The sequence below is a fragment of the Ruegeria sp. YS9 genome, from assembly GCF_024628725.1.
In the GTDB taxonomy this organism is placed as follows: domain Bacteria; phylum Pseudomonadota; class Alphaproteobacteria; order Rhodobacterales; family Rhodobacteraceae; genus Ruegeria; species Ruegeria atlantica_C.
In genome coordinates, this window is record NZ_CP102409.1 from 3,224,337 (window position 1) to 3,244,635 (window position 20,299).

At 59.9% G+C, this 20,299-nt stretch carries 19 protein-coding genes; 10 read left to right on the top strand and 9 right to left on the bottom strand.

The genetic code is table 11. The features are described 5' to 3' along the window. Positions 1-4: 4 nt before the first annotated feature. Positions 5-751 carry a bifunctional 2-polyprenyl-6-hydroxyphenol methylase/3-demethylubiquinol 3-O-methyltransferase UbiG gene (ubiG, locus tag NOR97_RS16305; protein ID WP_257599827.1) on the bottom strand — a complete coding sequence of 249 codons (747 nt, stop codon included), beginning with the start codon at positions 749-751 and terminating at the stop codon, positions 5-7. 48 nt (positions 752-799) lie between these two features. Between ubiG and pip the strand changes: the two genes are divergently transcribed. The 6 genes from pip to infB all read left to right on the top strand — a co-directional run bounded on the left by pip (position 800) and on the right by infB (position 8,094). After that, the gene (pip, locus tag NOR97_RS16310; protein WP_257599828.1) at positions 800-1,777 is read left to right on the top strand and encodes a prolyl aminopeptidase; all 978 of its coding nucleotides are present in this window, start codon (positions 800-802) and stop codon (positions 1,775-1,777) included. After that, positions 1,774-2,595, top strand: coding sequence for an ABC transporter substrate-binding protein (locus tag NOR97_RS16315; protein WP_257599829.1), 822 nt, complete (start codon positions 1,774-1,776; stop codon positions 2,593-2,595). The genes pip and NOR97_RS16315 overlap by 4 nt, the downstream gene beginning before the upstream one ends. Positions 2,596-2,755: 160 nt before the next feature. After that, the gene (rimP, locus tag NOR97_RS16320; RefSeq protein WP_152459779.1) at positions 2,756-3,346 is read left to right on the top strand and encodes a ribosome maturation factor RimP; all 591 of its coding nucleotides are present in this window, start codon (positions 2,756-2,758) and stop codon (positions 3,344-3,346) included. After that, positions 3,346-4,965 carry a transcription termination factor NusA gene (gene nusA / locus NOR97_RS16325; RefSeq protein ID WP_257599830.1) on the top strand — a complete coding sequence of 540 codons (1,620 nt, stop codon included), beginning with the start codon at positions 3,346-3,348 and terminating at the stop codon, positions 4,963-4,965. Before rimP ends, nusA begins: the two co-directional genes overlap by 1 nt. Positions 4,966-4,987: 22 nt before the next feature. Further along, positions 4,988-5,611, top strand: a complete 624-nt coding sequence (locus NOR97_RS16330; RefSeq protein WP_257599831.1) for an RNA-binding protein — start codon at positions 4,988-4,990, stop codon at positions 5,609-5,611. Between the two features lie 8 nt (positions 5,612-5,619). Beyond that, positions 5,620-8,094: a translation initiation factor IF-2 gene (gene infB / locus NOR97_RS16335; RefSeq protein ID WP_170345666.1), complete on the top strand. Its 2,475-nt coding sequence runs from the start codon at positions 5,620-5,622 to the stop codon at positions 8,092-8,094. Positions 8,095-8,168: 74 nt separating this feature from the next. Here the strand turns inward: infB and NOR97_RS16340 are convergent, their stop codons facing one another. From NOR97_RS16340 to NOR97_RS16365, 6 genes are all read right to left on the bottom strand, one after another. Next, positions 8,169-8,993, bottom strand: a complete 825-nt coding sequence (locus tag NOR97_RS16340; RefSeq protein ID WP_171120185.1) for an alpha/beta hydrolase — start codon at positions 8,991-8,993, stop codon at positions 8,169-8,171. Positions 8,994-8,996: 3 nt separating this feature from the next. Then, positions 8,997-9,881: a tryptophan 2,3-dioxygenase gene (locus NOR97_RS16345; RefSeq protein WP_257599832.1), complete on the bottom strand. Its 885-nt coding sequence runs from the start codon at positions 9,879-9,881 to the stop codon at positions 8,997-8,999. A 64-nt stretch (positions 9,882-9,945) separates the two neighbouring features. Continuing rightward, positions 9,946-10,974: an L-threonine 3-dehydrogenase gene (gene tdh, locus NOR97_RS16350; protein WP_257600891.1), complete on the bottom strand. Its 1,029-nt coding sequence runs from the start codon at positions 10,972-10,974 to the stop codon at positions 9,946-9,948. 19 nt (positions 10,975-10,993) lie between these two features. After that, complete coding sequence (locus NOR97_RS16355) at positions 10,994-11,944, bottom strand: PLP-dependent cysteine synthase family protein (RefSeq protein ID WP_257599833.1); 951 nt, start codon at positions 11,942-11,944, stop codon at positions 10,994-10,996. Continuing rightward, entirely contained in the window at positions 11,944-13,128 is a 1,185-nt protein-coding gene (locus tag NOR97_RS16360) for a glycine C-acetyltransferase (protein WP_257599834.1), read from the bottom strand. The genes NOR97_RS16355 and NOR97_RS16360 overlap by 1 nt, the downstream gene beginning before the upstream one ends. 110 nt (positions 13,129-13,238) lie before the next feature. Next, a complete protein-coding gene (locus tag NOR97_RS16365; RefSeq protein ID WP_170345661.1) occupies positions 13,239-13,802 on the bottom strand; it encodes a helix-turn-helix domain-containing protein in 564 nt (187 codons plus the stop codon). A gap of 116 nt (positions 13,803-13,918) precedes the next feature. Between NOR97_RS16365 and NOR97_RS16370 the strand changes: the two genes are divergently transcribed. Further along, on the top strand, positions 13,919-15,094 hold the full coding sequence (locus NOR97_RS16370; RefSeq protein ID WP_257599835.1) for an acetyl-CoA C-acyltransferase family protein: 1,176 nt from the start codon (positions 13,919-13,921) through the stop codon (positions 15,092-15,094). 95 nt (positions 15,095-15,189) lie between these two features. Here NOR97_RS16370 and ubiB read toward each other — a convergent pair whose 3' ends face one another. Both ubiB and ubiE read right to left on the bottom strand, forming a co-directional pair. Further along, positions 15,190-16,719 carry a 2-polyprenylphenol 6-hydroxylase gene (gene ubiB / locus NOR97_RS16375; protein ID WP_170345659.1) on the bottom strand — a complete coding sequence of 510 codons (1,530 nt, stop codon included), beginning with the start codon at positions 16,717-16,719 and terminating at the stop codon, positions 15,190-15,192. A gap of 3 nt (positions 16,720-16,722) precedes the next feature. Continuing rightward, positions 16,723-17,475, bottom strand: a complete 753-nt coding sequence (gene ubiE, locus NOR97_RS16380; protein ID WP_170345658.1) for a bifunctional demethylmenaquinone methyltransferase/2-methoxy-6-polyprenyl-1,4-benzoquinol methylase UbiE — start codon at positions 17,473-17,475, stop codon at positions 16,723-16,725. An 86-nt stretch (positions 17,476-17,561) separates the two neighbouring features. Here ubiE and mutM point away from each other — a divergent pair, with 86 nt between their 5' ends. The 3 genes from mutM to rpsT all read left to right on the top strand — a co-directional run bounded on the left by mutM (position 17,562) and on the right by rpsT (position 19,743). Beyond that, positions 17,562-18,413, top strand: coding sequence for a bifunctional DNA-formamidopyrimidine glycosylase/DNA-(apurinic or apyrimidinic site) lyase (gene mutM / locus NOR97_RS16385; RefSeq protein WP_257599836.1), 852 nt, complete (start codon positions 17,562-17,564; stop codon positions 18,411-18,413). A gap of 66 nt (positions 18,414-18,479) precedes the next feature. Then, complete coding sequence (locus NOR97_RS16390) at positions 18,480-19,256, top strand: enoyl-CoA hydratase (protein ID WP_117870917.1); 777 nt, start codon at positions 18,480-18,482, stop codon at positions 19,254-19,256. A 223-nt stretch (positions 19,257-19,479) separates the two neighbouring features. Beyond that, the gene (gene rpsT, locus NOR97_RS16395) at positions 19,480-19,743 is read left to right on the top strand and encodes a 30S ribosomal protein S20 (RefSeq protein WP_170345656.1); all 264 of its coding nucleotides are present in this window, start codon (positions 19,480-19,482) and stop codon (positions 19,741-19,743) included. Positions 19,744-20,299: the final 556 nt, after the last annotated feature.

The window sequence follows — 20,299 nt, forward strand, 5'->3', positions numbered from 1 at the left end:
TACCTCACCCCGGCTTCACACTCGCCGTCACGTAATTCACGCTCAAGTCCCGGTCCGAGATCGACCAGCTCCACAGGATCGGGTTGAAGACAAACCCCTTGCGGTCCACCGGGTCCAGCCCGGCCTGACGCAGCAGGTCGAACAGTTCATCCGGGGTGATGAACTTGTTCCATTCATGCGTGCCGCGCGGCAGCCAGCGCATGACGACCTCGGCCCCGAAAATCGCCATCGCATAGGATTTCGGGTTGCGGTTGATGGTTGAACAAATCTCCAAACCGCCGGGCTTAAGCAACTGTTGTGTCGCGGTCAGATAGGACAGAGGATCAGCCACATGTTCGACCACTTCCATGTTCAGCACCACATCGAACTGCTCGCCCGCAGCGGCCATGTCCTCGGCCGTGGTGTGGCGATAGTCGATTTGCAGTCCCGATTGCTCGGCATGGATGCGGGCTACGGGCAGGTTGCCCTCGGCGGCGTCGGCACCCACAACGTCAGCACCGAGCCGCGCCATGGGTTCGCTCAGCAGCCCGCCGCCGCAGCCGATATCCAGCAGGCGCAGGCCTTCGAACGGCGTCGGCGACTTTAGGTCGCGATCGAATTCACCGGCGATCTGCTGCGTGATATAATCCAGTCGGCACGGATTAAGCATGTGCAATGGTTTGAATTTTCCGTGCGGGTCCCACCATTCAGCCGCCATCGCCTCGAATTTTGCGATCTCGGACGGGTCCACCGTGTTCGGATGCGCTTGCATTCCTGTCTCCGTGTGCTCTTTTACGCTTAAGGACTATATAGGGCCATAATGGACAAGTACCCGGACCAAAAGCGCGCAGTTCAATATCTGTATCCGCCGATCGACCCTTTCGATCAGCGGATGGTCGATATGGGCGATGGGCACCGTATCTATGTGGAACAATGCGGCAATCCTGACGGCATACCCGTCGTGATCCTGCACGGGGGGCCGGGTGGTGGGTGCAGCCCGGCCATGAGGCGATACTTCGATCCACAGGTCTACAGGGTGATTCTGTTTGACCAGCGCGGATGTGGCCGGTCGCGCCCTACCGCCTCGGTCGAAGACAACACGACGTGGCATCTGGTGGCCGACATAGAGCGGCTGCGCAAACTGATCGAGATCGAAGAATGGATCGCATTTGGTGGCAGTTGGGGTGCGACTCTGGCGTTGATCTATGCCCAGACTCATCCCGACCGCGTCAGCCGGTTGGTGTTGCGCGGTGTGTTTCTGGCGACTCAGGCCGAGCTTGACTGGTTCTATGGCGGCGGCGCCGGGCGGTTCTGGCCCGAGCAATGGCAGAAGTTCACCTCACTGCTGCCCGAGGTTGAACTGAACGACACCATTGCCGCCTATAACAAACGTCTGTTCTCGGGCGACCGAGCGACAGAGATCCTGTACGCGCGGGCCTGGTCGCATTGGGAAAACGCGCTGGCCTCGATCCACACCAATGGATCGGTTGGCGAAAGCCCCGGCGAATACGCGCGCACCTTTGCGCGGCTCGAGAATCACTATTTCACCAACAAGGCGTTTCTGGAAACGGACGGGCAGATTCTGGATCAGATGGACCGGATCGCGCATATCCCCGGCCATATCGTGCAAGGGCGCTATGACATGATCTGCCCGCCCCAGGCCGCATGGTCGCTGGCCGAACGCTGGCCGAATGCCGAGTTGAAGATGGTTCGTCAGGCGGGGCACGCATTGTCAGAGCCGGGCATCAGCGCAGAGCTGGTACGGATCATGGATCGTGTGGCGGAGGGTATCGCATGACCCGGATTGACCGCCGTGCTCTCTTTGCCTCTGGTGCCGCAGCTGCATTGCTGGCAGCGACAGGTGCATCCCTTGCCGGGACGCCCAAGAAAGGCGGGACATTGCGTCTGGCCGTTCCGCGCGATGACAGCCTCGAGCAAGTGGCGCGTGGAGCCGTTTTCGACACAATGACCGAAATCGCCCCGGATGGTACTTTGCGCGGTGAGCTTGCGACCGGCTGGCAAACCGACGCCGACGCACGGGTCTGGAGCTTTGATTTGCGTGATGACGCGGTCTTTCACGATGGCGAACCCTTGCAGATTGCCGATGTCATGGCCGTTTTGGCCGAAATCGGAAGGCCCGAGGCCCTTGCCCCCAACCGCCTGCGGCTTGAACTTGCCGAGGCAAATCCCGGATTGCCTTTCCTGCTGGCCGACAGCCGCTTTGTTGTTGCGCGCGCCGGTGAAACCGTAACACCGTTGCGCAACGCCAACGGCACCGGCTGCTATCGTGTCGAACGGGCTGAGGATGGGCGCCATTTTCTGGGCCGCCGTGTCGAGGGGCATTACAAGGATGGTCAGGCCGGATGGGCTGACGCGGTCGAAATCATTGTAATCCCGGACCCTGCTGTGCGGGCCGAGGCGCTGCGGGACGGGTATGTCGATATCGCGGCGCTTCCGGATCGGGCCGGAATGCGAGGCACGCGCGGTGTCCGGTTCCACCCCTCCGAGGCCGACATGGCCCTCGCCGTTTCGGATGCTGTCGGGATGCCGCGGCAGATTGCCGGGAACGCTGCACTGGACGATGGCCGCATCGCCGAACGATGGTGGATGGTGTAAATCCGATCGCGAATCCCGCTGGGGGTTGCAGACTCGGACCATCCTGCGTATATGCAGTTTCAACAGCGGCGCGTTGGACTTCTGGCCCAAGGCTCCACCGGAAAATTCGACGGGCCGCGCGCCCGTTTTTTTGTGCCCGACTGACAGGGTAGAGTACCAGATGACAAACGACCTGATAGCAAAAGCTGCCATTGACCGGCGACTGGCCGAGATCATCACCCCGGTGATCGAGGATCTGGGGTATGAGCTGGTCCGCATCCGCCTGATGAGCGGCAAGCAGACCACGCTTCAGATCATGGCCGACAAGCCCGATGGCGGTATTGAAGTGGATGACTGCGCCGAAATTTCCAACGCGGTCAGCGCCACGCTGGATGTCGAGGATCCGATCCTTGACGCCTATACGCTCGAGGTGTCGAGCCCCGGTATCGACCGCCCTCTGACCCGTCTGAAGGATTTCGAGACCTTCGAGGGATATGAGGCCAAGATCGAAACCGCCGAACTGATCGACGGCCGCCGCCGCTTCAAAGGCGAATTGGCCGGCATAGAAGGGGATGAGGTGCTGATCAACATCCCCGAGGGGGACGAGACCATCACCATCGGTCTGCAATTCGACTGGCTGAGCGATGCCAAGCTGGTCCTGACCGATGATCTGATCAAGGAAATGCTGCGCCAGCGCAAGGACGCCGGTGCCCTGAACGAAAACGCTTTCGACGAGATTGAGACCGAAGGGTCCGAAGAGGAGACGAACTGATGGCAATCACCTCAGCCAACCAGCTGGAGCTGCTGCAGACCGCCGAGGCCGTGGCCCGCGAAAAGATGATCGACCCCGGTCTGGTTGTCGAAGCGATGGAGGAATCGCTCGCCCGTGCCGCCAAGAGCCGTTATGGCGCGGAAATGGACATCCGCGTGTCGATCGACCGCAAAACCGGCAAGGCGACCTTTACCCGCGTCCGCACCGTGGTCGAGGATGAAGAGCTTGAGAACTATCAGGCCGAGATGACTGTCGAACAGGCGCGTCAGTACATGGAAGCGCCCGAGGTTGGTGACGTCTTCGTTGAAGAAGTGCCGCCGGTTGAAATGGGTCGGATCGCGGCGCAATCCGCCAAGCAGGTGATTCTGCAGAAGGTCCGCGAAGCGGAACGTGATCGTCAGTACGAAGAATTCAAGGATCGTGCGGGCACCATCATCAACGGCGCGGTCAAGCGTGAAGAATTTGGCAATGTCATCGTCGATCTGGGCGGTGCCGAGGCGGTTCTGCGCCGCAATGACAAGATCGGCCGCGAAAGCTATCGCCCGAATGACCGGGTGCGCGCGTACATCAAGGAAGTGCGCCGCGAAGTACGTGGCCACCAGATCTTCCTGTCGCGCACCGCGCCGGAATTCATGGCCGAGCTGTTCAAGATGGAAGTGCCGGAAATCTATGACGGCATCATCGAGGTCAAGGCCGTGGCCCGTGACCCCGGTTCGCGCGCCAAGATCGCCGTGATTTCCTATGACAACTCGATCGACCCCGTCGGTGCCTGCGTGGGTATGCGCGGCAGCCGCGTGCAGGCCGTCGTGAACGAGTTGCAGGGCGAAAAGATCGACATCATTCCGTGGAACGAGGATCAGCCGACCTTCCTGGTGAACGCGCTGCAACCGGCCGAGGTTTCCAAGGTGGTTCTGGACGAAGAAGCCGGCAAGATCGAGGTCGTCGTGCCCGAAGAACAACTGTCGCTGGCCATTGGCCGCCGCGGTCAGAACGTGCGTCTGGCCAGCCAGCTGACCGGTCTGGACATCGACATCATGACCGAGGCCGAAGAATCAGCCCGCCGCCAGAAGGAATTCGAAGCCCGTACCAAACTGTTCATGGACAGCCTGGATCTGGACGAATTCTTTGCCCAACTGCTGGTCTCGGAGGGCTTCACCAACCTCGAAGAGGTTGCCTATGTCGAGATTGAAGAACTGCTGGTCATCGACGGCGTTGACGAAGGTACCGCGCAGGAACTGCAAACCCGCGCCCGCGAGTATCTGGAGGCACAGGCCAAAGCGGCACTGGACGCGGCGCGCGCACTGGGTGCCGAGGACAGCCTCATTGAATTCGAAGGTCTGACACCCCAGATGGTGGAGGCACTGGCCAAGGACGACGTGAAGACTCTGGAAGACTTCGCAACTTGTGCCGACTGGGAACTGGCCGGTGGCTGGACGACAGTCGATGGTGAACGCGTCAAGGACGACGGTGTACTTGAGCCTTTCGGTGTAACGCTGGAAGAAGCGCAAGACATGGTCATGACCGCGCGTATCCTGCTGGGCTGGGTCGATCCGGCCGAGCTGGAACAGGCGGAAGAAAACGTCGACGGTGACGCAACAGACGAGGAGGTCGAGGCCTGATCTCAGGCTTCGGGTGGCGTGTATGAGTCGCGGTGGCGCCCATAAGGATCGGTCAGACGGACCCGAGCGCAAGTGCATCGCCACAGGCGAGGTTCAGCCCAAATACGGGCTGATCCGCTTCGTGGCGGGGCCGGACGGTCAGGTTTTTCCGGATGTCGCGGCGAAACTGCCGGGACGAGGGGTCTATGTGGCGGCGGATCGTGCCGCTCTGGACAAGGCCATCGGAAAGAAACTGTTTGCGCGGGGGTTCAAGGCACAAGTGACCGTGCCCAAGGACTTGGCGGAAGAGGTTGAAAAGCAGATCGCACGCCGCGTTGTCGAGTTGCTCAGCCTGGCGCGCAAGTCCGGCGACGCGGTTGCCGGGTACGAAAAGGTCAAGACGTGGCTGGACCGGGAAGAAGCACAGGTGCTGATTCAGGCCGCAGATGGATCGGGGCGCGGAAAGTCCAAGCTGAGTACGCCGCACTTCGGAAAATACATAGGTTGGCTGACCGCAGACGAATTAGGACAGGCATTTGGGCGCCAAACGGTGATTCATGCTGCCTTGGCCTCTGGCGGACTCGCCAAACGTGTTGTAGAGGAAGCGCAGCGCCTGCGTGGCTTGCGCGAAACGGATGACGGCGGCAGGGGCCGCACGGAAGGGTAAATAGCTTTATGAGCGATAATGACGGCAAAAAGACATTGGGTCTTCGTGGCGGGGCACGCCCCGGAAATGTGAAACAGAGTTTCAGCCACGGACGCACCAAGAATGTCGTGGTGGAAACCAAACGCAAACGCGTGGTGGTCCCCAAGCCGGGCGCAGCAAAGCCGGGTGGCGGTGCTGCACCATCGGGTGATCCGTCGCGTCGTCCTGCGGGAATTTCCGATGCGGAAATGGCGCGCCGCATGAAGGCGTTGCAAGCGGCCAAGGCACGCGAGGCCGAAGAGGCCGCAGCGCGCGAGGCTGCTGAAAAGGCGCGCGAAGAAGAGCGCGCACGCCGCCGTGCGGAACAGGAAGCCAAGGAACGCGAACAGCGCGAAGCCGAAGAGCGTGCGCGTCAGAAGGCCGAGGATGAAGAGCGCAAGCGCAAAGAGGCGGACGAAGCCGCCAAACGCGCCGCTGCCGCGCCCGCACCGGAAGAGCCCAAGGCGGCTCGCGCTCCGGCCAGCAAACCTGCGCCGGCAGCCACGCCGCGCAAACAGGACCGCGAACGTGAACAGCGTGGTCGTGGCAAGGGTCGTGACGACAATCGCCGTTCGGGCAAGTTGACTCTGGGTCAGGCGACAGGTGGCGAAGGCAACCGTCAGCGCTCGATGGCCGCGATGAAGCGCAAGCAGGAGCGTGCGCGTCAAAAAGCCATGGGCGGTGCCGTTGAACGGGAAAAGGTGATCCGCGACGTACAGCTGCCCGAGGCGATCATGGTCTCGGAACTGGCCAACCGTATGGCCGAACGTGTGGCTGACGTGGTCAAATCGCTGATGAACATGGGCATGATGGTCACGCAGAACCAGACCATCGACGCCGATACTGCCGAGCTGATCATCGAAGAATTCGGCCACAAGGTCACTCGCGTATCCGATTCGGATGTTGAAGACGTCATCAAAGAGGTCGAAGACAGCGAAGCAGATCTGCAGCCGCGTCCGCCGGTCATCACCATCATGGGTCACGTTGACCACGGCAAGACCTCGCTGTTGGACGCAATCCGCGACGCGCGCGTTGTGGCGGGCGAGGCTGGTGGCATCACCCAGCACATCGGCGCGTATCAGGTGAAAACCGATGGCGGCGCCACGCTGACCTTCCTGGATACTCCGGGCCACGCGGCGTTTACGTCGATGCGCTCGCGCGGTGCTCAGGTTACGGATATCGTGGTTCTGGTCGTCGCGGCTGACGACGCGGTGATGCCGCAGACGATCGAAGCGATCAATCACGCAAAAGCGGCCGGAGTGCCGATGATCGTGGCGATCAACAAGGTCGACAAGCCGGATGCAAATCCGGACAAGGTGCGCACCGATCTGTTGCAACACGAAGTCATCGTCGAGAAGATGTCGGGTGACGTCCAGGATGTCGAAGTGTCCGCAATCACGGGTCAGGGTCTGGACGAATTGCTGGAAGCCATCGCGCTTCAGGCCGAGATTCTGGAACTGAAAGCCAACCCCAACCGCGCCGCTCAGGGGGCCGTGATCGAGGCCCAGTTGGATGTGGGTCGTGGTCCTGTGGCCACCGTTCTGGTTCAGAACGGCACATTGCGTCAGGGTGATATCTTCGTCGTGGGTGAGCAGTACGGTAAGGTCCGTGCGCTGATCAACGACAAGGGTGAGCGCGTCAAGGAAGCTGGCCCCTCGGTTCCGGTCGAGGTTCTGGGCCTGAACGGTACGCCCGAAGCCGGTGACGTTCTGAACGTGACCGAGACCGAAGCGCAGGCCCGTGAAATCGCCGCCTATCGTGAACAGGCCGCCAAGGACAAACGCGCCGCTGCCGGTGCCGCGACCACCCTCGAGCAGTTGATGCAGAAGGCCAAGGAAGACGAGAACGTGGCCGAGTTGCCGATCCTCGTCAAAGCCGATGTGCAGGGTTCTGCCGAGGCCATTGTTCAGGCGATGGAAAAGATCGGGAACGACGAGGTGCGCGTGCGCGTTCTGCACTCGGGTGTGGGTGCGATCACCGAAACGGATGTCGGTCTGGCGGAAGCCTCCGGCGCGCCGGTCTTTGGCTTCAACGTCCGTGCCAACGCATCGGCGCGGAACACGGCGAACCAAAAGGGTGTCGAGATCCGCTATTACTCGGTGATCTATGATCTGGTCGACGACGTGAAAGCGGCCGCATCCGGTCTGCTGAGCGCCGAGATCCGCGAAAAGTTCATCGGCTATGCCGAGATCCGCGAAGTCTTCAAGGTTACCGGTGTCGGCAAGGTTGCTGGCTGTCTGGTCACCGAAGGTGTTGCGCGCCGTTCCGCAGGCGTCCGCCTGCTGCGCGACAACGTGGTGATCCACGAAGGCACGCTGAAGACGCTGAAGCGCTTCAAAGACGAAGTGGCCGAGGTTCAGTCGGGTCAGGAATGCGGTATGGCGTTCGAAAACTACGACGATATCCGCCAGGGCGACGTAATCGAGATCTTCGAGCGCGAAGAGGTTACCCGCACCCTGGATTGATCCGAAGCGGGATGAACTCAAAAAAAAACAGCGGCACCGATCGGGCCGCTGTTTTTTGTTTGAAAAATGCCTCGTTACGTGTCGGACAGGAATGTCCCGGAATGCAGGATGATGTCGAAATGGTGCATTCCGTGTTTCAAGGCAAAGCTGACCGAGTGCCCGGCCTTGCGCAGCCGTTCCGCATAGTCGCGGCTTTGACGAATGAATTCGCCGGTGTCCCGTTCCCCCACTGAAACATGATAGCGGGGCCCCGGTGGGGGCAGGTTGCGGATCGGGGACAGATCGTTCACTTCGACCGGCGTCAGGTGCAGCGGATCATTCACGGACGTCAAACTGACGGGTTCCAGATCATAAACACCGCTGATCAGAAGCACATCACGCACGCGCAGCCCGGCGCGGGCCAATGCGCCGGCCGAGCTTGCCATGACCATGCTTGCCAGATGGGCGCCGGCACTGTGCCCTGACAAGGTGATCCGTGTCGGGTCGAATCCCAGTGCCCCGGCCTGGGACGCAAGCCACAGAAGGGCGTCGCGGCATTCGTCGACCATTTGATCCAGCCGCGCATCCGGGGCGAGCGTGTAGTTCAAGGTGGCAAAGGATTGCTCGGCCTGGATCAGCGCCGGGGCCATCATGGCCGATTCGCGCTGGCTGAGATCCTGCCAATACCCACCGTGAATAAAGACATGCAACGGGGCTCCGGCCCCCTTCGCGGGAAAGAAATCCAGCACCTGGGCCGGGGTGTCGCCATAGGCCAGGTTGGCCTGAACGGGCAGCTCGGCGCGGGCCTGCGCACTGAGCGCTTGATAACTGGCAAGATAGGGGGCTAGGTCACCACCGATCATCGAACTGGGAGAGTACTCCCGCTCCAGTTCGGCTTGTGAAAATCCGCGATACAGCATGGCTTAGCCTTGCCCGCTGTACATCAGTTCCGTCCGCACATCGTAGAGGTCATGGAAGAACCGCAACTCAAGTGCTTTTCGCAGGAAAGCCACGCCGCTGGAACCTCCGGTGCCGGGTTGCATTCCGATCACACGTTCAACCGCGGTGGCGTGGTCAAAGCGCCAGCGTTGAAACAGGCTTTCCACATCCATGAGTTTTTCGGCCAGCGCGTACAGATCCCAGTACTTGTCCGTGTTGCGGAACACGTCGACCCAGATCTGAACCACGCGCGGATCACCGGAATACGGCTCGGAGTAGTCCCGCTCGATCAAGTCCCGTGGAACGTCGAACCCCTGTCGGGCCAGCATGTGCAACACTTCGTCATACAGGGACGGTTTGGTCAGGGCGGCGGTCAGCATCTCCATCACCTCAGGGTCATGCTCGTGCACTTTCAGGGTCGAGGCATCCTTGTTGCCAAGAATGAACTCGATCTGCCTGTACCCATAGCTTTGAAACCCGGAAGAGTTGCCCAGGGCCTGCCGAAACGTCATATAGTCGGCCGGCGTCATGGTCAGCAGGGTTTCCCAGGCCGCAATCAATTGCCGTTGAATGGCCTTGATGCGGTCGAGGTTCTTCATGGCGGGTCCGAATTCATCTTGTTGCAGGAACCGGCGGACCTCGACCAGTTGGTGATGCATCAGTTTCAGCCACAGTTCACTGACCTGATGAATGATGATGAACAGCATTTCGTCAGGTTGTGCGGGGTCCTGAAACGTCTTTTGCAGGTTCAGCAGCGTCTTCAGTTGCAGGAAGTCGCCATAGCTTTTGCGGTGCGTTTCGGCGAAATCAGTGACCAGGGTGTCTTCGACCCCCCGCTGCAACAGACGATCGTCTTTGTCCTCGCCCATCTCATGCCTCCCTTGTGCAAGTTCTGCACCTGTCTAGGGGCTGAGGTTGCAACTTTCCAGCGCGTTAGGTCCAGTCCAGAACAACCTTGCCGGACAGGCCTGATTTCATCGCGGAAAACCCTTGGGCGAAATCATCAACCGCAAAGCGGTGCGTGATCACGCGGGACACATCCAGACCGTTTTGCAGCATGGCGATCATCTTGTACCACGTCTCGAACATCTCACGCCCATAGACCCCCTTGATCGTGATCGCCTTGAACACGATGCGCGACCAGTCAACCGGAGACTTGCCCGGTGGAATCCCCAGCAACGCGATCTTTCCACCCATCACCAACGCTTCGACCATCTGGTCCAGGGCGGCCTGCGAGCCGGACATCTCAAGCCCGACATCGAACCCTTCTTTCATCCCAAGCTCGGCTATGACGTCCTGCAAATCCTCGGTGGATACATCGACGGTCCGCACCGAAGGAACCACATGTTCCGCCAGTTTCAATCGGTCTGCATTGATGTCGGTGATGACTACGTTGCGCGCACCCGCGTGACGAGCGACGGCAGCGGCCATGATGCCGATGGGGCCTGCACCCGTGATCAGAACATCCTCGCCCAGCAAATCAAAGCTGAGGGCAGTATGCACTGCGTTGCCCAGCGGATCGAGGATGGCTCCGATCTCATCCGGTATGTCGTCGGGCAAGGGAACCACGTTGAAAGCAGGCAGTTTCAGATACTCGGCAAATGCGCCCTGTTCGTTTACTCCTATGCCCCGAGTACCCGGATCCAGGTGGAACTTTCCGGCGCGGCTCTGGCGGCTGTCGGTGGTGATCAGATGACCTTCGCCCGAGCACCGCTGGCCGATTTCAAGCCCTGTCACGTTGCGTCCGATCTCGACGATCTCTCCGGCAAACTCATGGCCGGTGATCATCGGAACCGGCACGGTATGAGAGGCCCATTCATCCCAGTTCCAGATATGGATGTCGGTGCCGCAGATGCCCGTCTTGTGGATGCGGATCAGCACGTCATCCGGGCCGATTTCGGGGATCGGGGCCTGCACCATCCACAGCCCCTCTTCGTGTTTGGATTTTTCCAGTGCTTTCATCGTGTTGGGTCGCATGGACTTACTCCCACAAATCGGTCGACAGGTATTTCAGGCCGCTGTCACACATGATGATTGCGACGCATCCGCCTTCCTCGGGACCGCGAAGCAGTTCAATTGCCGCGGCAAGGTTCGCGCCTGCCGAATAACCGGCGAATATCCCCTCGGTGCGGGCCAGAAGCCGGGCACAATCCCGCGCGGCCTTTCCCGAAACAGAAAGGTGTCCAGCCAATTGGGTGCCCTTCAGATGCACCAGATCACCCATGGCGTAACCACCGCCCTGAATGGGGTGATCCGGGATCGAAACCGGTTCACCGGCCAATGCGCGTGCGCCTTCGGGTTCTATGGCATAACACCGTACGCCGTGTCGGTTCAGATACTCTGCCGCGCCAGCCAGTGTTCCACCGGATCCTGCAAAATCGCAGAATGCCGTAACGGTGCCTTCGGATTGCGCCCAGATCTCGGGCCCGGTCCCGGTTTCGTGGGCCTTGGGATTTCCCGAATGACCAAATTGATCGGCACGATATGCGTTACGTTCGGCTGTGATGCGTTTCGCCTCGACATCGACCAGTTCAAGATCGGCGCCCGAGACTTCGCCGGGTTTGCTGCCCGGGGCCTGGGGCACGATGACAACTTCGGCCCCCAGGGCCCGCATCATACGTGCACGTTCGACCGAGTTCCCGGCGCTCATGACTGCCACGAAAGGATGGCCCAGAATACCGCAAACGATAGCCAGCCCGGTTCCCATATTGCCCGAGGTCAGCTCGACCACCGTTTGCCCAGGTGACAGAGAACCGTCTGCGCGCGCCGTTTCGATGATGGACTTTGCCGCGCGGTCCTTTTTCGAAAACCCCGGCAGCAAGTAGTCGAGCTTGGCGATGATACGCCCGTTCAGCTTCTGCTGGGCACACACGCGCGACAGTTCAACCATGGGGGTGTCGCCGATCAAATCAATGACCGATGGAAGGATCATTAGATGACCCCCAGTTCTTTGCCGACCTTGCCAAATGCGGACAGGGCGCGGTCCAGTTCATCCCTGGTCAGCGCCGCGTTCATCTGCGTTCTGATCCGCGCTTGCCCGCGTGGGACGACCGGGAAGAAGAAACCGGAAACATATACGCCTTCGTCGAACAGTCGTGAGGCCATGTCTTGTGCCAGTGTCGCCTCACCCAGCATTACCGGGACGATCGGGTGTTCCCCGGGCAGCAGGTCAAAACCAAGCTTTTCCAAGCCAGCGCGCCAGTACTTGGCGTTGCCGAACAGTTGCGCGCGCAGCATGTCGCCTTCTTCGACCAGACGGATCGCTTCCAATCCGGCAGCGACGATGGAGGGCGGCAGCGAGTTTGAGAACAGATAGGGCCGCGCCCGCTGCCGCAGCAGGTCGATCACTGGCTGCGGCCCGGCGATATAGCCGCCGATTGCCCCCCCAAGTGCCTTGCCCAAGGTTCCCGTCAGAATATCCACATCGACGCCGAAATGATCCGGTGTGCCGGCCCCGTTCGGCCCCATGAAGCCGGTCGCGTGGCAATCGTCCACCATGACAATCGCATCGTATCTATCGGCCAGTTCCCGGATTTTCGGCAGGTTGGCCAAATAGCCGTCCATCGAGAACACGCCATCGGTGGCGATCATGATGTGCCGCGCCCCGTCCTCGCGCGCCTGTTTCAGCCAGGCTTCGAGGTCATTCATGTCGTTGTTCAGATAGCGATAGCGTTTGGCCTTGCACAGCCGCACGCCGTCGATGATCGAGGCGTGGTTCAGGCTGTCCGAAATGATCGCGTCTTCCGGTCCCAGCAGAGGTTCAAACAGCCCGCCATTGGCGTCGAAACAGGCGGCAAAAAGGATGGAGTCGTCCTTGTTCAGGAAACTGGCAAGACGTTGTTCCAGTTCGCGGTGAATGTCTTGCGTGCCACAGATGAACCGAACCGACGCCATGCCGAAACCCTTGGGGCCCATGGCTTGTGTTGCAGCCTCGATCAGCGCGGGATGATCCGCCAGACCCAGATAGTTGTTGGCACAGAGGTTGATCACCTGCTTGCCGCCGACAGTAATCTCACCGCCCTGAGGCGAGGTGATCATTCGTTCGCGTTTGTAAAGACCCTCAGATTCGATCTGCGCAAGTGTGTCCGTGATATGGGACAGGAATGCATCTGCCATGGCGACCTCCGTTCAACTGAGTCGCACATCTAACATAGCGGATGAAATTCCCAAATAGGGGAAATTCAATATGAAGGAAAAAAATCCGTGAAGGTGGAATTTCGCGGGTGTCAGGCGTTTTTTACGATCAGGAATACCCGGGCCGGTCCTTTGGCACAGATGGAATGCGCAATGTCGGCGGCATATCGGGCCGTGTCCCCCTGGTTCAACTCGGTCACCGCATTGCCTGAAGTGACCTTGACCGCGCCTTCCAGCACGGTGAGCTGCTCACGGGCACCGCGGGCATGGGGTTGGCTGTTCAGGGCCCCGTCCTCGTCGAATTCGATATCATAGACTTCATGACCCCCGGCCTCTTCAGGCGGTGACAGGATGCGAATTCGGCAGTTCTGCCCCATATTGTCGATGCTGGGGACCTCGGAGCTTCGCAGAACCTCGATCTGGTCCGTGGCCTTTGCGCCCTCCAAGAGACCGGCGAAATCCACCTGCAACGCGCGTGTCAGGTTCCACAGAGTCGAGATCGTCGGGCTGCTTTCTCCGCGTTCGATCTGACTGACCATGGACCGGGACACGCCGCTGAGATTGGCGACCGCTTCCAGGGACAGGCCCTTGGCCCGTCGCGCCTCTTTCAAGCGGGCGGGCAGGAGGTTCAGGATATCGTCTGTGTCTTCCGTCATGACGGAATCCATGGGGGCTGCGCAACGCAATGTCAATTCCCGCCGTGACGGGACGTCTGGGGCGACAGTGCCATTCTGCGCATGCATAATGCAGCGAAATTCAGGAGGAGTAGCTCATGAGCGATATCGTTATTCTCGACGGTGCCCGCACCGCAATTGGCACCTTTGGTGGTGCGCTGGCTTCAACCGCGCCGATTGATCTGGCCACTGTCGCGACGGAAGCGGCGCTTGAGCGCTCGGGGGTTGAGGGGGCGCAGATCGGGCATGTGGTGTTCGGTCATGTGATCAACACTGAACCGCGTGACATGTATCTGTCGCGTGTTGCCGCGATGCAGGCGGGCATTCCCAACGGCACACCGGCCATGAATGTGAACCGTCTGTGCGGATCCGGCGCGCAGGCGATCGTGTCAGCCGTGCAGTCCCTGATGCTGGGCGATGCTGACTTTGCCGTTGCGGGCGGAGCAGAGAGCATGTCACGAAGCCCCTACATCGTTCCGCAGGCGCGCTGGGGCGCGAAGATGGGCGACGTCACCTCTCTGGACATGATGCTGGGTGCGTTGAACTGCCCGTTCGGCACAGGACATATGGGGGTGACGGCCGAAAACGTGGCGGATGAGCATCAGATCAGCCGTGAACAGATGGATGCGTTCGCTTTGGACAGCCAGACACGTGCGGCAGCGGCGATCGAGGCCGGGTACTTCGACAGCCAGATCACTCCGGTACAGGTCAAGGTCAAGCGGGACATGGTCGATTTCAAAGTCGACGAGCATCCAAAGGCGACGACCGCCGAAGCGTTGGCCGGTCTGCGCCCGGTGTTCAAAAAGGACGGGCGAGTGACGGCCGGCAATGCCTCGGGCATCAATGACGGGGCGGCGGTGATGGTGTTGGCGACAGCGGATGCGGCCGAAAAGGCTGGGTTGAAACCGAAGGCGCGTGTCATTGGGTATGCGCATGCAGGCGTGCGGCCGGAAGTTATGGGCATTGGCCCTGTTCCGGCAGTGCAAAACCTGTTGAAGAAGACGGGCTTGTCAGCAGAAGATTTCGACGTGATCGAAAGCAATGAAGCCTTCGCCGCGCAGGCTCTGGCCGTGAATCAGGAGCTTGGATTGGACGCAAGCAAGGTGAACCCCAACGGCGGTGCGATTGCGTTGGGGCATCCGGTGGGGGCCACGGGTGCGATCATCACGCTGAAAGCGCTGTACGAGCTGGAACGCACCGGAGGGTCCAAAGGGCTGATCACCATGTGCATCGGGGGCGGTCAGGGGATTGCCATCGCCATCGAACGGCTCTGATCCGCAAGTGGTGCGGGGGGCTGTCTGCCCCCCATCGCGCAAGGCGCGATTCCCCCCGAGGATATTTTTGGCCAGATGAAGCAGGTAGGTTGGTTTTAGTTGAGCGCGCTGATCAGCAAGACCAGCGCTGCACCTGCTGCGGCTCCGAACGTGGCAGGCAGAACAATGGACCACAGGGTGGACGTCTGCGGTTCGTCTTTCTGGGTTTGCGCGATCAGTGCGTTTTCGACGAGGGCCGGCAGACGCGGGCCGAAGCGGGCCAGAACCATCGCGGTTTTTCCCAAATCCCGCAGGGCCGCCCGGGGGCCGATGGATTGTTTGATGTAGTCTTCGACCACGGGGCGGGCGACCTCCCAGATGTTCATATGTGGGTCGAGTGAGCGCGCGACGCCTTCGACGACAACCATGGTGCGTTGCAGCAGGATCAACTCGGTTCGTGTTTCCATCCCGAACCGTTCGGTCACTTCGAACAGATAGCTCAGCAACCGCCCCATGGAAATATGCGTGGCATCCATGCCGAAGATCGGCTCGCCCACGGCCCGCAGAGCGCGGGCGAACTCGTCCACGTCCTGGTTGGCGGGAACATAGCCGGCTTCGAAATGCACCTCGGCCACGCGTTTGTAGTCGCGGCGGATGAAGCCGAACAGGATTTCGGCATAGACCCGGCGTGTGTATTCATCGATATGCCCCATGATGCCGTAATCATAGGCTATGATGTCTCCGTTCGCGGCGACCTTCAGGTTGCCCTGGTGCATGTCGGCGTGGAAAAAGCCGTCGCGCAGGGCATGGAGAAGGAACAGGCGCAGGACACGTTCGGCCAGATCATTGCGGTTGTGACCTGCGGCATCCAGAGCATCATTGTCACCCAGTGCGATCCCGTCCGCCCAACTGAGCGTCATGACGCGGCGCGCGGACAGTGACCATACAACGGGGGGCAGCCAGAAGCCGGCGTCGTCCTTGGTGTTGGCGGCATATTCTGAGGCCGCCGCGCTTTCCAGACGCAGATCCAGTTCGCCGCGTACGACACCGTCAAAATGCTCGATCACTTCCATCGGGCGCAGACGGCGCGCGCCAGGCGCGCAGAGTTGTACCATGCGGGCGGCGAAATAGAACGCATCGACATCTTTGCGGAACGCGCGTTCGATCCCCGGGCGCAGGACTTTGACCGCGACATCCTCACCCGTGCTGGTCAACTTGGCCTTGTGAACCTGCGCAATAGATGCAGCGGCAATCGGCTCGCTGAATTCGCTGAACATGTCCGAGATCGGCTGACCCAGTTCTTTCTCGACTTCGGCCATCGCGTCGGCTTTGGAGAAAGGCGGTAGCTTGTCTTGCAGAACGCGCAGTTGCTCGGCCAGTTCATTTCCAACGACGTCCGGGCGGGTCGAAAGCACTTGACCGAATTTTATATAGGCGGGGCCAAGCGCCGTCAGGGCGCGCGTGGCGGGTGGCATCCCGGGGTCGCCCTTGTAGCCAAGCCATTGAAAGGGTTTGCCCAATGCGTGGGCCAGGATGCGAACGGCGCGCGGGGCTTCGAACGCATCCAGTACCACGTTCATTGCGCCGGTGCGCTCGAGCGTGGCGCCTGTGCGGATCAGGCGGATGATGTTATGGGGACCACGCATGTGTCAGATCTTCCAGCCGGAATGCAGCGCGGCGATACCCATGCTCAGGTTCCGGTATTTGGCGTTTTCGAAACCTGCGGTGCGAACCATGTTCAGGAACGTTTCCTGATCGGGGAATTTTCGGATCGATTCGACCAGGTATTGATAGCTGTCATAGTCATTGGCGATCAGTTTCCCCATGCGCGGGATGACGTTGAAACTGTAGAGGTCATAGAGTTTCTGAAGCCCGTCATTGGGCAGTTGGCTGAATTCCAGAACCATCAGGCGGCCGCCGGGTTTCAGCACACGGTAAGCCTCGTTCAAAGCTTCTTGCGGGCGGGTGACGTTCCGAATGCCGAACGAGATCGTATAGACATCGAATGTATTGTCTTCGAAAGGCAGGGCCATGGCATCGCCCACGACCCAGTTCAGGCTGTCCGACATCTGATCTGCTTCGGCGCGTTGCCGCCCTTCGATCAGCATCGGCTCGGTCAGGTCCAGCACCGTGGCGTGGCCGTGGCCCGCGCGCTTGAGGAACCTGAACGAGATGTCGCCCGTTCCGCCGGCCACGTCCAGCAGCCGCTGGCCGGGGCGCGGCGCCAGCCAGTCCATCATCGCGTCCTTCCAGACCCGGTGGATGCCCATCGACATGACATCGTTCATCACGTCATATTTCGAGGCAACCGAGTTGAATACGCCCTGCACACGCCCGGCCTTTTCGGCCTCGGGGACGGTTTCGAAACCGAAATGAGTGGTCTTGTCGCTGTTGTCGGACATTTGCCTTGCCGTTTGTCGAATTTCGCCTCTGTTATAGGGCCAAGAGAGGCGGGCACAATGCGGCCCTTTGAATTAGGAGCCCTGTAATGCCCGAATTACCTGAGGTCGAGACAGTAAGACGCGGCCTGAGCCCTGCCATGGAGGGGGTCGTGATCGAACGGGCTGATGTGAATCGCCCCGATCTGCGCTGGCCGTTCCCTGAACGTATGGCCGAACGGCTGACCGGGCAGCGGGTAGAGCGGCTGCGGCGGCGGTCGAAATACATCCTGGCGGATCTCAGCAGCGGCGAGACGTTGTTGATCCACCTGGGTATGTCGGGGCGGATGACGGTGTCGGGCGACCCGTTGGGACAGTTCGTCCATGACCATCCCGCCGTGCAGAAACATGACCATGTGGTCTTTCATATGGCCAATGGCGCACGCATCACCTTCAACGACCCTCGCCGGTTTGGCGCGATGGACCTGTTGCAAACGGACAACGCCGAAAACCACAAGCTGCTGTCGGTTCTGGGGCCCGAACCCTTGGGCAACGATTTTCACGACCAACACCTGATCGATGCGTTCAAAGGCAAGAACACGCCTGTCAAATCCGCCTTGCTGGATCAGGGAATCGTTGCCGGTCTGGGCAATATCTATGTTTGCGAAGCTCTTTATCGCGGCCGAGTGTCGCCACGTCGCAAAGCCGGACAGATTTCGGCACCCCGCGTGGCGGCGCTTGTTCCGATCATCCGGCAGGTGTTGCAAGACGCCATAGAAGCCGGCGGGTCCTCGCTGCGGGATTTCCGCCAAGCCGATGGAGAACTTGGATATTTTCAGCACAGCTTTGATGTCTACGGTCGCGAGGGCGAGGCCTGCCGAACCGAAGGGTGCGGAGCGCCGATCAAGAGAATCACCCAGTCCGGTCGCTCATCCTTCTATTGTGCGCAATGCCAAAGATAGCTTGATCCAAGTTTTTCGCGTGGTAAGGAATCGTACCTGAACGGAACAACCGGAAGCTTTCCTCTCATGGCTTTTGAGACGATCATCGTCGAAATCGAAGACCACGTCGCACTTATCAAACTCAACCGACCGGATGCGTTGAACGCGTTGAACACCCAGTTGCTGGGTGAGCTCTGCACCGCGCTGGAAGATGCGGACAGCAATGACAAAGTGCGCTGCATCGTGATCACCGGATCGGACAAGGCCTTTGCCGCCGGCGCGGACATCAAGGAAATGTCCGAGATGAGTTTTGTCGACGTCTACAACATCAACCTTTTTGCCGACGCGAATGATCGTGTGACCGCGATTCGCAAGCCGATCATTGCGGCCGTGGCAGGCTATGCGCTGGGCGGTGGATGTGAACTTGCCATGCTGTGCGATTTCATCATCGCGGCGGACACCGCAAAATTCGGCCAGCCCGAGATCAATCTGGGCGTCATTGCCGGATTGGGTGGAAGTCAGCGTCTGACACGGTTTGTGGGTAAATCCAAATCGATGGACATGAACCTGACGGGGCGTTTCATGGATGCGGACGAAGCTGAACGCGCAGGTCTCGTGAGCCGGGTGGTGCCGGCCAAGAAGCTGATCGAAGAAGCCGTGAGCGCAGCACAGAAGATTGCCGAGAAATCGCAGCTGACCGCAATGGCCGCGAAAGAAGCGGTGAACCGCAGCTACGAGCTTCCGCTGAGCGAAGGTATGTTGTTCGAGCGTCGTGTCTTCCATTCGATGTTCGCAACCGAAGATCAGAAGGAAGGCATGGCTGCTTTCCTGGAAAAGCGCACTGCGCAATTCCGCGACAAGTAACGCGCGGGATCTCTATGGCGGGTGGGCTTGAGCCCGCTCTTTTTTCCTGGCCATGGTTTGAAGAATCAACTTGGCAACTCCCCAAAACTTGGGTAAAGAGCGCCGCTATACATGCGCGTGCGGCCCGCTTGGCCCGACTCACACTCGTGATTTCTGATCCGGTGCGGATATGTCCGTGGCGCGCAACCCAAGATTAACGTACCGTACAAAAGGTCAGAGACACATGGCTAATTCGCCTCAGGCAAAGAAACGCGCCCGTCAGAACGAAAAGCGTTTCGCAATCAACAAAGCACGTCGTTCGCGCATCCGCACCTATCTGCGCAAAGTCGAAGAAGCGATCGCATCCGGCGACAAGGACGCGGCGACCGCGGCCCTGCGTGCGGCTCAGCCCGAGCTGATGCGTGGCGTCACCAAAGGTGTCTTCCACAAGAACACTGCGGCCCGCAAAATGTCGCGCCTGTCCGCGCGTGTCAAAGCGCTGGGTTGAGCTTTCGGGTGACCCTGCGTCACGTCAGAAAAGCTGAACTATTCTGAAAGGCGTCGCACATTGCGACGCCTTTTTTCGTGTTGCCAGAAAACCGCGCCTTCACGAAACCGAGAGATTCTTTCGGCCAAAGACCCGAGTCAATATCGAAGTTTCGTTGCCGCGCCCCGCTTCGAATTGCTACCACTGATGTCAGCGATTCACTCGCTTGGGGGGACAGGCTGTTTACCCGATTGAACTGACGGGCATCAGAACGATCTGGGGACAATTGTCGACGACTGGCGCAAGCCAGGCTGCCGATCTGTCGTGGTTTCCGGGTTATACCCGGTGATCTCGGCCCTGTCTAAAAAATTGAGATTGCGACGTGCAACCCGGTTTTCGGGGCGCTCTGTTATTGTTGAGCGTCAGATTTGGGGTTTGCCGAGCATTCCGGGACAGTCCCGCCAAGCCATTTGGTTTGGCGACAGGATACCTATTGCGTGTGAATACAACACCGGGAAACCGGCTTCGTCTGAATAAGGCTGACAGGCCAATAAGAATGGGATGCGTGAGGCGCTTA

Bases quoted from the DNA above. Each gene is read 5' to 3' on its own strand.
- NOR97_RS16340 (WP_171120185.1), bottom strand. From the start codon at position 8,993: ATGCTGTATCGCGGATTTTCACAAGCCGAACTGGAGCGGGAGTACTCT.
- rpsT (WP_170345656.1), top strand. From the start codon at position 19,480: ATGGCTAATTCGCCTCAGGCAAAGAAACGCGCCCGTCAGAACGAAAAG.
- rimP (WP_152459779.1), top strand. From the start codon at position 2,756: ATGACAAACGACCTGATAGCAAAAGCTGCCATTGACCGGCGACTGGCC.
- ubiB (WP_170345659.1), bottom strand. From the start codon at position 16,719: ATGCGTGGTCCCCATAACATCATCCGCCTGATCCGCACAGGCGCCACG.
- NOR97_RS16345 (WP_257599832.1), bottom strand. From the start codon at position 9,881: ATGGGCGAGGACAAAGACGATCGTCTGTTGCAGCGGGGGGTCGAAGAC.
- nusA (WP_257599830.1), top strand. From the start codon at position 3,346: ATGGCAATCACCTCAGCCAACCAGCTGGAGCTGCTGCAGACCGCCGAG.
- ubiG (WP_257599827.1), bottom strand. From the start codon at position 751: ATGCAAGCGCATCCGAACACGGTGGACCCGTCCGAGATCGCAAAATTC.
- NOR97_RS16370 (WP_257599835.1), top strand. From the start codon at position 13,919: ATGAGCGATATCGTTATTCTCGACGGTGCCCGCACCGCAATTGGCACC.
- NOR97_RS16390 (WP_117870917.1), top strand. From the start codon at position 18,480: ATGGCTTTTGAGACGATCATCGTCGAAATCGAAGACCACGTCGCACTT.
- NOR97_RS16355 (WP_257599833.1), bottom strand. From the start codon at position 11,944: ATGATCCTTCCATCGGTCATTGATTTGATCGGCGACACCCCCATGGTT.
- infB (WP_170345666.1), top strand. From the start codon at position 5,620: ATGAGCGATAATGACGGCAAAAAGACATTGGGTCTTCGTGGCGGGGCA.
- NOR97_RS16330 (WP_257599831.1), top strand. From the start codon at position 4,988: ATGAGTCGCGGTGGCGCCCATAAGGATCGGTCAGACGGACCCGAGCGC.
- NOR97_RS16315 (WP_257599829.1), top strand. From the start codon at position 1,774: ATGACCCGGATTGACCGCCGTGCTCTCTTTGCCTCTGGTGCCGCAGCT.
- NOR97_RS16365 (WP_170345661.1), bottom strand. From the start codon at position 13,802: ATGACGGAAGACACAGACGATATCCTGAACCTCCTGCCCGCCCGCTTG.
- mutM (WP_257599836.1), top strand. From the start codon at position 17,562: ATGCCCGAATTACCTGAGGTCGAGACAGTAAGACGCGGCCTGAGCCCT.
- ubiE (WP_170345658.1), bottom strand. From the start codon at position 17,475: ATGTCCGACAACAGCGACAAGACCACTCATTTCGGTTTCGAAACCGTC.
- pip (WP_257599828.1), top strand. From the start codon at position 800: ATGGACAAGTACCCGGACCAAAAGCGCGCAGTTCAATATCTGTATCCG.
- NOR97_RS16360 (WP_257599834.1), bottom strand. From the start codon at position 13,128: ATGGCAGATGCATTCCTGTCCCATATCACGGACACACTTGCGCAGATC.
- tdh (WP_257600891.1), bottom strand. From the start codon at position 10,974: ATGAAAGCACTGGAAAAATCCAAACACGAAGAGGGGCTGTGGATGGTG.